This window comes from Nocardia sp. NPDC024068 (assembly GCF_040638875.1).
Classification (GTDB): Bacteria; Actinomycetota; Actinomycetes; order Mycobacteriales; family Mycobacteriaceae; genus Nocardia.
This window is the reverse complement of record NZ_JBEZYU010000060.1, coordinates 20,547-31,471: the sequence shown is the minus strand read 5'-3', so window position 1 is coordinate 31,471 and position 10,925 is coordinate 20,547. Positions and strand designations below refer to the sequence as shown.

Annotated in this window: 13 protein-coding genes; 8 read left to right on the top strand and 5 right to left on the bottom strand. The window is 65.4% G+C overall.

From position 1 onward, the window contains the following. Nucleotides 1-40: 40 nt before the first annotated feature. From AB0F41_RS27570 to AB0F41_RS27560, 3 genes are all read right to left on the bottom strand, one after another. On the bottom strand, nucleotides 41-214 hold the full coding sequence (locus AB0F41_RS27570; RefSeq protein WP_357428752.1) for a hypothetical protein: 174 nt from the start codon (nucleotides 212-214) through the stop codon (nucleotides 41-43). Between the two features lie 226 nt (nucleotides 215-440). After that, nucleotides 441-1,568 carry a nitronate monooxygenase family protein gene (locus AB0F41_RS27565; RefSeq protein ID WP_357428750.1) on the bottom strand — a complete coding sequence of 376 codons (1,128 nt, stop codon included), beginning with the start codon at nucleotides 1,566-1,568 and terminating at the stop codon, nucleotides 441-443. A 167-nt stretch (nucleotides 1,569-1,735) separates the two neighbouring features. After that, nucleotides 1,736-3,154: a glycosyltransferase 87 family protein gene (locus AB0F41_RS27560; RefSeq protein ID WP_357428748.1), complete on the bottom strand. Its 1,419-nt coding sequence runs from the start codon at nucleotides 3,152-3,154 to the stop codon at nucleotides 1,736-1,738. A 274-nt stretch (nucleotides 3,155-3,428) separates the two neighbouring features. Here AB0F41_RS27560 and rpsF point away from each other — a divergent pair, with 274 nt between their 5' ends. The 5 genes from rpsF to dnaB all read left to right on the top strand — a co-directional run bounded on the left by rpsF (nucleotide 3,429) and on the right by dnaB (nucleotide 8,424). Next, complete coding sequence (rpsF, locus tag AB0F41_RS27555) at nucleotides 3,429-3,716, top strand: 30S ribosomal protein S6 (RefSeq protein WP_357428746.1); 288 nt, start codon at nucleotides 3,429-3,431, stop codon at nucleotides 3,714-3,716. 96 nt (nucleotides 3,717-3,812) lie between these two features. Beyond that, complete coding sequence (locus AB0F41_RS27550) at nucleotides 3,813-4,355, top strand: single-stranded DNA-binding protein (RefSeq protein ID WP_357428744.1); 543 nt, start codon at nucleotides 3,813-3,815, stop codon at nucleotides 4,353-4,355. A 55-nt stretch (nucleotides 4,356-4,410) separates the two neighbouring features. After that, entirely contained in the window at nucleotides 4,411-4,662 is a 252-nt protein-coding gene (rpsR, locus tag AB0F41_RS27545; protein WP_357428742.1) for a 30S ribosomal protein S18, read from the top strand. A 19-nt stretch (nucleotides 4,663-4,681) separates the two neighbouring features. Further along, a complete protein-coding gene (rplI, locus tag AB0F41_RS27540) occupies nucleotides 4,682-5,137 on the top strand; it encodes a 50S ribosomal protein L9 (RefSeq protein ID WP_357428740.1) in 456 nt (151 codons plus the stop codon). Between the two features lie 653 nt (nucleotides 5,138-5,790). Continuing rightward, the gene (dnaB, locus tag AB0F41_RS27535; protein WP_357428738.1) at nucleotides 5,791-8,424 is read left to right on the top strand and encodes a replicative DNA helicase; all 2,634 of its coding nucleotides are present in this window, start codon (nucleotides 5,791-5,793) and stop codon (nucleotides 8,422-8,424) included. A 10-nt stretch (nucleotides 8,425-8,434) separates the two neighbouring features. Here dnaB and AB0F41_RS27530 read toward each other — a convergent pair whose 3' ends face one another. Beyond that, complete coding sequence (locus AB0F41_RS27530) at nucleotides 8,435-8,815, bottom strand: hypothetical protein (RefSeq protein WP_357428736.1); 381 nt, start codon at nucleotides 8,813-8,815, stop codon at nucleotides 8,435-8,437. 321 nt (nucleotides 8,816-9,136) lie between these two features. On the opposite strand from AB0F41_RS27530, the gene AB0F41_RS27525 reads away from it, so the two are divergent. Genes AB0F41_RS27525 through AB0F41_RS27515 form a run of 3 tightly spaced genes read left to right on the top strand, consistent with a single transcriptional unit; the run spans nucleotide 9,137 to nucleotide 10,301 of the window. After that, nucleotides 9,137-9,571 (top strand): SRPBCC domain-containing protein, encoded by a 435-nt coding sequence (locus AB0F41_RS27525; protein WP_357428734.1) that lies wholly within the window; start codon nucleotides 9,137-9,139, stop codon nucleotides 9,569-9,571. Continuing rightward, entirely contained in the window at nucleotides 9,558-9,911 is a 354-nt protein-coding gene (locus AB0F41_RS27520) for a metalloregulator ArsR/SmtB family transcription factor (RefSeq protein WP_357428732.1), read from the top strand. Before AB0F41_RS27525 ends, AB0F41_RS27520 begins: the two co-directional genes overlap by 14 nt. A 3-nt stretch (nucleotides 9,912-9,914) precedes the next feature. Beyond that, nucleotides 9,915-10,301, top strand: a complete 387-nt coding sequence (locus AB0F41_RS27515) for a VOC family protein (RefSeq protein WP_357428730.1) — start codon at nucleotides 9,915-9,917, stop codon at nucleotides 10,299-10,301. Between the two features lie 16 nt (nucleotides 10,302-10,317). Here AB0F41_RS27515 and AB0F41_RS27510 read toward each other — a convergent pair whose 3' ends face one another. Beyond that, a complete protein-coding gene (locus tag AB0F41_RS27510) occupies nucleotides 10,318-10,911 on the bottom strand; it encodes a hypothetical protein (protein ID WP_357428728.1) in 594 nt (197 codons plus the stop codon). Between the last annotated feature and the right edge of the window lie 14 nt (nucleotides 10,912-10,925).

Sequence of the window (10,925 nt, the reverse complement as noted above, 5' to 3'; positions counted from 1 at the left end):
TGTGGCGAAGCCACGAGTCTCGAGGGCTGACAGCAGACGCTCAGGGGGCCGAACCCCGCGCGCGCCAGCGCGCCAATAAACACAGCACCTTGGCGAGCGAGGTCACCTGCCCCACCTTGGCGGGTGAGGTCACCTGTCCCACCTTGGCGGGTGAGGTCACCTGTCCCACCTTGGCGGGTGAGGTCACCTGTCCCACCTTGGCGGGTGAGGTCACCTGCCCCACCTTCGCGAGCAAGGTCTCCTTCCCGCCTTAGCGAGTGGGGACACCCAGCACCTTTCGCGGACCGCTCACCCCCGAACCCGAAGACACACCGTCATGCGTCGATGCATGTGCTCGAATCCGGCTTCCAGTCCTGGCGGACCGGACCCCTCCGGTAATGCCCGGCCACACAAATGCCGCCCGGCCGCAATTTCGCGGCCGGGCGGCATCAGGTGTCGATCTACAGCGCGCCGTTCAGCTTGTTCAGCCGCTCGCACGCGTTGACGTAGTCCTCGATGAGGTGGTTCATCACGTCCGCCGAACGCTCCATCTTGTTCATCATCCCGACGACCTGCCCGACCGGGTTGAAGTTGACGTCCTTGGCCGCTTCCGGGTACCGGTGGCCGCGTTTCACCCCGTCCAGCGCCACCATCATCTGCAGCGGCATGGGCAGCGGGTCCGGGGTGTCCGTGGACTCCCAGGCGTCGGTCCAGTCGTTGCGCAGCATGCGGGCCGGTTTGCCCGTCCAGGCGCGCGAGCGGATGGTGTCGTGGCTGGTGGCGTCGATATAGGTTTTCATCTGCGCGGGCGGCACATTGGCCTCTTCCACCGTGAGCCAGATCGAGCCCGTCCACGCGCCCGCCGCGCCCATCGCCATCGCGGCGGCTACCTGGCGGCCGTCGCCGATACCGCCCGCCGCCAGGACCGGGAGATCGCCGACCGCGTCGATGACCTGCGGCCACAGCACCAGCGAGGAGACCTCGCCGCAGTGCCCGCCGCCTTCGGTGCCCTGGCAGACCACGAAGTCCAGCCCGGCGTCCTTGTGGTTCATGGCGTGTTTGACCGATCCGCAGAGCGCGCCGATGAGCCGGCCGGACTCCTGGATCTGGGAGACGAACTCCGGCGGTGGGGTGCCGAGGGCATTGGCGACCAGTTTCGCCTTCGGATGCTTCAGGATGACCTCGACCTGCGGCCCGGCCGTGGTGGAGGTCCAGCCGAGCAGCTGCGGGTGGGTTTCTTCTTCGGGCAGTTTCGGCACACCGTGGTCGGCGAGGATCTTTTCGGCGAATTCGCGGTGACCTTCGGGGACGTGCTTGGCGAGTTCGGCCTCGAGCTGTTCGGGCGAGAGCCCTTCGATGCCCTTGCCCTCGTATTTGGACGGGATGACCAGGTCGACACCGTAGGGGTTGTCGCCCACGTGTTCGTCGAGCCAGGCCAGTTCGACCTCGAGCTGTTCGGCCGTGAACCCGACCGCGCCGAGAACGCCGAGCCCGCCGGCATTGCTGACCGCGGCCGCCACGTCGCGGCAGTGGGTGAAGGCGAAGATGGGGAACTCGATCCCCAGCCGGTCGCAGATATCGGTACGCATGGCGGTGCTGTCTCCCTATGCCTGGAACAAGTTACATAATTGCCGCGCGGCGGCTGATCCGGCCGCTGTCACCCCTCGTGCTCGAATATGCCGCTTACCGCTGGTAGGGGCAGGCGGTACGCGCGAACCCGACAGGTGCCATACCTTGAATGTAACACGTTCTAGTTTTATTGGAACGGATTCGGCTGTGTGCCCGCCGTGCCCGCCGTGCCCGCCTTCGAGGGCCGCTCGTCCGGGGCCGGGACCGGATCCTGCCGGGCGGGCAGCCGCAGGGGCACCTTCAGGAATATCGAGAACAGCAGTATCAGCAGCGTCGCCCGCCCCCACACCCCGAAACGCACCACGGCCTCCATCAGTTCGATCGAATGCCCGGTGCCCATTGCGTAGAAGTAGCGGAAAACGCCCACGCCGATCGCGATATCGGCCACGAGATAGCTCCACACCACCGGCCACGGCACCGCGAGGACGGCCAGGAACGGGATCAGCCACAGCGTGTACTGCGGTGAGTGCACCTTGTGGAAGACCAGGAACCCGCACAGCATCGCACCGCTGACCCCGATCCACGGGAAAACGCCCGTTTCGTCGTACCGCCGCCATCCCACCCACAGTGCAAGCGCGAACGACGCGACGATCAGCACCGGCGAGGCGATCGAGACGGTATCGGCGAACGCGTCGGTACCCACCGCGTCGGTGCCGAACAGCGGCCGCAGACCCCAGAACCAGATCGAATTCGTGGTGATATCGGCTTCGCGTTGCTGCTGGAACTCGATGGAAGCCCGCCATCCGTCGAACCCGGCCAGCGCGAAGGGCAGGTTCACCGCGACCACGGTGCCGAATGCGGCGGCGGCGGTATACAGCGCCCCCCGGATATCCGGGGGGCGGTGGCGGTCCGGTCCGGTGCGCTCATCGCCGCCGGTCAGTACGTACAGCATCAGCGGAACGACGAAAATCGCCGGATAGATCTTGAAACAGAATCCGAGCGCGAGCAGCACCCCCGCGATCATCCCGCGGGTCCGCAGCGGAAACCGCCCGAGCGTCACCACCGCGAAGGCCGCCACGGTCGTGCACACCACCGGCAGCTCCCAGTTGTGGAAGGCGTAGAGCACCAACGGCGGGCCCACCGCCCACAGCAGCGCCGCCCGGCCGGAGAGCAGCGCCAGCAACCAGGCCGTCAGCAGTGCGAACGGAGCCAGCAGCAGCGCCGAATGCAGCAGGAACACCGCATCGTTGTCCGCGCCCAGCGCGCCGAGCCACATCAGCAGGCCGCTCAATACCGGATACTCCACGGCTCCGCCGGTCAGCGAACCGTCGGCGGTGATACCGCCGTGAACGTAGGGAAAAATATGCTGATCGATATCGCGGCCCAGCCACAGGAACTGGATATCGGAATAGCAGACCCGGGCGTCTTTCAGGTAGTCGAACGCGACGCTGCGGCCGTCGGCGCGAAAGGGCGCGCCCGCACAGCGTGCCTTGTTGAGAAAGGCCACCGTCAGCGTTATCGCGCACAGCAGCACCGCGGTGATCGCCGCCGTCCGCCGGGAAACGCGACCGATCGTGAACGCGCGCGCGGCGGCTCCGATCGTCATACGGCCCACCCTAGTGTCCGCCGTCCGGGCGGGCTCGGCTCCTTCCCGCTCCCGGACGTACTCATGAGAAAGCAATACGTGATGTTCAGCGAACCGGAGGTGGTGATCACCGAAATCACTCGGTTGATCACGCCGGACAGCCGGTGCATACGGCCGAGAAGATCGATTTCGCCGGGGACCACCCGCTCAGGTACTCTTGCCCGGTTGCTGACGCGACGACCTCCTGCCACGGACCGTCCGTGGCCGATCACAGACCACAGGAGGTGATTGGTTCGTGCGTCATTATGAAGTGATGGTCATCCTCGATCCGAGCATGGACGAGCGCACCGTCGGGCCGTCCCTGGACACCATGCTCAATGTTGTCCGCACCGAGGGCGGGAAAGTCGACAAGGTCGATATCTGGGGCCGTAAGCGCCTCGCCTACGAGATTCGCAAACAGGCCGAAGGCATCTACGCGGTCGTCGATCTGACCGCAGAGCCCGCCACGGTGAGCGAACTCGACCGCCAGCTGGGTCTCAACGAGCAGGTGCTGCGCACCAAGGTTCTGCGCAACGAGAAGTAGTTCCGGCGGTACCGCGGTTTCGTCGGAGTCTGTCTCTAGGCTCTAGCGCGACAAGCGAGTGCAACCGGACTGCACACCGAGCAGGAGGAACCCCCCATGGCAGCAGGCGATACGGTCATCACGGTCATCGGAAATCTGACGGCCGACCCCGAGCTCCGATTCACGCCCGCGGGCGCGGCGGTAGCGAACTTCACCGTGGCCTCGACGCCGCGGATCTTCGACCGTAATACCAATGAGTGGAAAGACGGCGAAGCGCTGTTCCTGCGCTGCAATATCTGGCGCGACGCGGCGGAGAATGTCGCCGAGAGCCTGACCAGGGGTGCCCGGGTGATCGTGAGCGGGCGGCTCAAGCAGCGCTCCTTCGAAACCCGTGAGGGCGAGAAACGCACCGTCGTGGAGCTCGAGGTCGACGAGGTCGGCCCTTCGCTGCGATATGCCACGGCCAAGGTCAACAAGACCAGCCGGGGCGGTGGCGGTGGCGGATTCGGTTCCAACAGCGGTGGTGGTGGAAACTACAACGCCGGTAACAGCGGCGGCGGACGGTCCGAGCAGGGCGCAGCGGAAGACCCGTGGGGTAGCGCGCCCGCGGCCGGCTCCTTCGGGGGCGGCGGCCGTGTGGACGATGAACCGCCGTTCTGAGACGGCCCGCATAGACCCGCTGCGGCGGGTCACCAAGAATACGGAGTGAACGAAAATGGCCAAGGCACCGGCGCGCGAAAAGGTGCTCAAGAAGAAGGCTTGTGCTTTCTGCAAGGAAGCCAAGACCGGGCTCGTCAACATCGACTACAAGGATGTGCCGCTGCTGCGCAAGTACGTCAGTGAGCGTGGCAAGATCCGCGCTCGCCGGGTGACCGGCAACTGCGTACAGCATCAGCGCGATATCGCCATCGCGGTGAAGAACTCGCGTGAGATGGCGCTGCTGCCCTACGTTTCGACGGCTCGCTGAGAAAGGTCTGGTCAAGCATATGAAGCTCATCCTGACCGCCGATGTGGACAACCTCGGCGCTCCCGGCGACACCGTTGAGGTCAAGGACGGCTACGGCCGTAACTACCTGCTGCCCCGCGGGCTGGCCATCGTGGCCACCCGTGGTGCGGAAAAACAGGTCGAGGGTATCCGCCGGGCCCAGGAGGCCCGCCGGGTGCGCGATCTCGGCCACGCCAACGAACTGAAGCAGGCCATCGAAGGCCTCGAAGGTGTTGCCCTGTCGGTGAAGACCGCCGGCACCGGCAAACTCTTCGGCTCGGTCACCCAGTCCGATATCGCCGCGGCGATCAAGACGGCCGGTGGCCCGGTGCTGGACAAGCGCAGCATCGAGCTGCCGAAGGCCCATATCAAGGCCACCGGTAAGCATCAGGTCACCGTGCACCTGCATCCTGACGTCGCCGCGAAGCTCGCCCTGGACGTCGTGGCCGCCGGCTGACGCCGGTCTCGACACACCCGACACCGGGGGCCATATCTCATGGCCCCCGGTACGGTGTGTTGCGCCACTCTTCTATTAACCGGCTATTAGCTGGTTTTCTTGTGAGGGCGGGTGCCCGTACGGATGCCGGCAGCGCCGGTTCCAGTGCCGCCCGCGTTATCCACAAGATGTGGATCCTGTGGATCAATCACAAAACCAACCGGACGTAATGTGACCCAGCTCATATCTGTTCGCCTGTCCGTTAACTCAACACGCCCGGATGTTCAACAACGTCGACACGCCGAGACTTTGTTTATCCACACTGTGCTGAGCGCAAAGATCCCGGTCTAGCTGCGAATTTCGGGTGGTCGACCGGTGTTTTCCCCAGGCGCTCCACAAGTTGTGCACAACCTGGGGTGAACTATCCACAGGTTATCCACAGTTCTATCCACAGCCGCGTTTGGCATGTGGATAGAACCTCGCTTAGGTTCATCGCAGCACCATCGGCGACACCCGGTCGCGGTATGGCGGATCGGCTTTCTCGGGGTGATAGCTGGGACGTCTGACCACAGGTCAGCGACTCACCCGGCGTACCGGCGAACCTGTCGGACCCTCGAGGTAGACCATGTCTCCAGGGGTGCGTCCGGTCGCGAAGGAGAGGACGGTCGAGTCGGATGGCAGTCGTCGATGACCGCGGGCACACGGATTTCCCACCCGAGCCGCCCGGCGAGGATTTCGGGCGGCAGCCACCGCACGATATGGCCGCCGAACAATCGGTTCTCGGTGGCATGCTGCTCAGCAAGGACGCCATCGCCGATGTGGTGGAGGTACTGCGCTCCGGCGATTTCTACCGCCCCGCCCATCAGGCCGTCTACGACACGATCCTGGACCTGTACGGTCGCGGCGAACCGGCCGACCCCGTCACCGTCGCCGCCGGCCTGGACCGCAGCGGCGAACTGAAACGTATCGGCGGCGCCCCCTACCTGGTCACGCTCACCCAGACCGTCCCCACGGCCGCCAACGCCGGGTACTACGCCGAAATCGTCGCCGAGAAGGCCATCCTGCGCCGCCTCGTCGAGGCGGGCACCCGCATCGTCCAGTACGGCTACGCCGGTGCCGACGGCCAGGATGTCGCCGAGGTGGTGGACCGGGCCCAGGCCGAGGTCTACGAGGTCACCGAACGCCGCACCTCCGAGGATTTCCTTCCGCTGGAAGAGCTCCTGCAGCCGACGATGGACGAGATCGATTCGATCGCCTCCCGGGGCGGGATCTCGCTCGGCGTGCCCACCGGTTTTTCCGAACTCGACGAGGTCACCAACGGTCTGCATCCAGGTCAGATGATCATCGTCGCGGCCAGGCCCGGTGTCGGCAAAGCGTTGGCGTTGGACACCCCGCTGCCGACTCCGGACGGCTGGACCACCATGGGCGAGGTCAGGGTGGGCCAGCAGTTGGTCGGCGCCGACGGCTTACCCACCCGCGTCGTCGCCGCGACGGAAGTGATGACAGGGCGTCCCTGCTACGAGGTGGAGTTCTCCGACGGCTCGGTGATCATCGCCGACGAACAGCATCAGTGGCTCACCGAGACCAGAGCCTCACGGCGATCCGCGCAACAGGCCGCGGCCGGGATCAACGGATACCGCAACCAGCGCACCTTCGCCGCCATCCGGACCACCACGGAGATAGCGGCCACACTGCGGTGTGCTACCGGCGACAGGCGGCTCAACCACTCGGTATCCAACGCACAACCGCTGGACCTGCCTGAACGTGACCTACTCGTTCCGCCCTACACGCTGGGTGCCTGGTTGGGCGACGGGACGACCGCGGCCGCGCAGATAACCTCCGCGGACCCGGAGATCATCACCCGCATCGAAGGCGAAGGTATCGTGGCGGTCCCCTCGGACTCTGCGGCGCTGCGTTATCAATTGCGACTGCAGGAAGACGCCCCTACTCCTGAGCGGCTCTGCGCGGTGTGCGGAAAGCCGTTCACCCCGTTCACGAGCGAAGTCCGGACCTGCGGCCGGTCGTGTGGCGGCCGAGCGCGGTTCTTGTCGGCGCCGGTCGCGGCGCCGACCTGTCCGCGCTGTGGTGGGCGGTCCATCGGCTTGCGGCTTTGCCAGGCGTGCCGCAACGCGATCGGCACTGTGCAGGCCCGGCTGCGTACGATCGGCGTCCTCGGATCCAAACATATTCCGCCGGAGTACCTGCGGGCATCGGAGCGGCAGCGTCGCGCACTTCTCGCCGGTCTGCTCGACACCGACGGCACGGTCACCCACGGCGGCTCGGTGCAGTTCTCGGTCACCGACGAGCGGCTGTTCGCAGATGTACGTGAACTGGTGGTAAGCCTCGGATATCGCTGCGGCGTCTCGACGAAGCGGGTACGTGGGCGGAGCGAACAGCGTTCCACCGCCTACACACTCACCTTCGGCACCGCCGACCAGGTATTCGGTCTTCATCGGAAGGTGTTGCTGCACAAGCAGCGCCGCGCCGACCGGCGTTCGTCGCGCACCGATTCCCGGTTCATCGTCGATGTACGACGAATCGAATCGGTCCCGGTTCGCTGCGTCGAGGTCGACAACGATGCGCATATGTATCTGGCGGGCCGGTCCATGGTCCCCACACACAATTCGACGCTGGGTATGGATTTCATGCGCAGTTGCTCGATTCGGAACGGGCTGGCGAGCGTGATCTTCTCGCTGGAGATGAGCCGCACCGAGATCGTCATGCGTCTGCTGTCGGCGGAGGCGAAGATCAAACTCGGGGATATGCGGTCGGGGCGGATGAGCGATGACGACTGGACCAAACTCGCGCGCCGGATGAGTGAGATCAGCGAAGCGCCTCTGTTCGTCGATGATTCACCGAACCTCACCATGATGGAGATCCGGGCGAAGGCGCGGCGGCTGAAACAGCGTCACGATCTCAAATTGGTTGTCGTGGACTACCTTCAGCTGATGACCTCCGGTAAGAAGGTCGAATCGCGGCAGCAGGAGGTCTCGGAATTCTCCCGGCACCTGAAACTGTTGGCAAAGGAACTGGAAGTTCCGGTGGTCGCGATCAGTCAGCTCAACCGTGGTCCGGAACAGCGGACCGATAAGCGTCCACAGGTCTCCGACCTGCGCGAATCCGGATCCCTGGAACAGGACGCGGATATGGTGATCCTGCTGCACCGGCCCGACGCCATCGAACGTGACGACCCGCGCGGTGGTGAGGCGGACCTGATCCTCGGCAAGCACCGTAACGGGCCGACGGCGACGATCACCGTGGCGCACCAGCTGCATCTGTCGCGTTTCGTCGATATGGCCCGGGGCTGACGCGGTTCGGCTATTTCCGCTTCAGTCCGTCCAGAGCCTGCCGGGCCTGGTTTCGGGCGATCACGCCGAGTTCGTCGGGGTTCAGCGGGGGCTCGCCGTGCTGGCGCAGGATGGGGATTCGTATGCGCAGCGAGACATTGTCGTCCTGCACGCCCACGACGTAGTCCAGCCCGGTGGTATCGCTGGAGTCCGACGTCGCGGTCTGCCAGTAACCCCGGGAGCCGATTCCGGTGACCTCGCCGGAATCCGCCCCGGGCCCGGCGGTGTCCTGGTGTTTCCACTCGTCATAGGCGGGTGTTGCTCCGGCGGCCGTGAACTCGACGCGAAGGTCGATGGCCGCTTGATTCCAGTGGACGCCGTCACCCGACTGGCTTTTGTAGCCCAGTTGCATGACAGACTGCCGGGGTCGTCGTCACTCGGCGGAGTTTCGTGATGGTAGGGCGCTTGATCCGGTGTGGCCGACCATTTGTGCAGCGGAGTGGGGTCGATCAGGTCGCATGCGTTGACGATCCCGTCCATCGAATACATTCCCGGTGCCGCTTCCGGGAGAGATGTAGTCGTGGCGGTAGCGGATGGACTGGCCGGGGCGCTGGAGGATGCCGCGACAGCGGCGTGGGACCGGACCGGGACCCGACCCTTTCGACCGACTTGTTGCAACCGATGGGTTGCTATACATTGTGGCAATCAGTTGGTTGCTATACCTGGAGGACCGTTGCCCATACCCGACCGCATCGAGCGTGACCTCGAATTGCACCAGGAGCCCGAAAAGGTGTGGGAAGCCTTGACTACGTCCGAGGGTCTCGGAGGCTGGTTCGGGTCCCGAGCCGAAATCGATGATCTGCGCCCCGGCGGCACAATGCGGGTGTGGTGGGGCGAGGACGGACCGCACACCCTGTGGATCCGGATCGTCGAGCCGCCCCGCCGTTTCGCATTCGACTGGGCGATCGAAGGGCTACCGGCCGGTGATCCACGCCGCACATACGTGGAATTCACGCTGGAGCCGATACCCGCCGGCACCCGGCTCACGATGGTGGAAAGCGGCTTCGCGCAGCTGCCCGACCATCTTGCCGAGGCCTACGAAGGCAATGTTCGGGGTTGGGCGACGGAACTGGCCGAACTGGCCGAGTATTTCGATGTCGCGGCCTGACCAGCTCGACACCGAGCCGATCGCCCAGGCGGTGTTCACGGCGCTGGCCGACCCGACGCGTCGCGGCATCCTCGCCGAACTCGCCGGGCACGGTCCGGCGACCGCGACCGAACTGGGAGCTCGGTTGCCGATCTCGCGCCAGGCGATCGCCAAACACCTCGGCCTGCTGACCGATGCCGGACTCGTCCATGCCGAACCCGGACAGCGGCGCCGGATCCATTATCACCTGCGGACCGGGCCGATGGTCGTGGCCCAGTCGTTTCTCGCCGCGCTCGCACACACCTGGGACGGGCGCCTGAGCGCGCTCCGCGACCACCTCGATCGGACAGAGGAGAACTGACCCATGACACCCATATTCCGCGGCGGGCACAACATCGCCATGAAACTTCCCAAAGCACAGTTCGATAGGACCGTCGCCTTCTACCGTGACGCACTGGGTCTGGAAGTCACCGATCACAGCGGTGAAGCGGTCGCCGAAGGAGTGATCCAGAGCGCCTCGGTCGGTTTCGGGCCCGTCACGCTGTGGCTGGACCGTGTCGACAACTATGCGCGCGCCGATCTCTGGCTGGAGCTGTTCACCGACGACGTCGACCGCGCCACCGAGCATCTGGCCGCATTCGGTGTCCCCGTGCAGGACGAGCTGGAACCACTGCCGGCGGGCATGAACGCCCACTGGATCAGCAATCCGGTCGGCGTCCCGCATATCGTCCGGCTCGCCGAGGCCGGTTGAGCAGACGTCGTGGCACTCAGTTCCCCGGGATCGCGTTCTGTAGTCCGCCGACCTCGGTGATCTGCCAGCCGGAGTTCCGGTCGATGGTCAGGGAGTAGGTGACGGTGGTGGCCGCGCCGTCGGGGTTCTGCACGCTGGTGGAGTTGACGGTCAGATAGGCGTTGACCTTGAACACTCCCGCGGATTCGGAGATCACATCCGCCGAGAGCGGAGTGGCTGTCGAAGTCCATTGCAGTGGCAGCAGGATCTGTTCCAGCTGCGGTGCGGTGGCGTCGAACTTGGCCGCGAGCGGAGGCGCGGTTCCGGCCTTCAGGCGCGTGAGCCACCCTTTGACGTCCCGGTAGTCGATGGTGGATGCGCCGAGCGCGTAGTCGGAGGCGATTTGCTCGGCGTGCTGCTGGTCTGCCGCGCGGGCATCGGTGTCGGCGATGGTGGCGCGGGCCGAGAGGTAGAGGATCGTCAGGGTCACGGTCGCCACCAGCAGGGTAGTCAGCGCGAGTGCGGTCAGTGCGGTTGAGAGCCGTATCGAGACCGTGCGTGGGCCGCCGGTGGCCGGGGCGGGTTGCTCGGCGGTGGACTCGGGCTTCTTCTGTTCGGTTGCGGTGCTCATATGTCCGTCCTTTC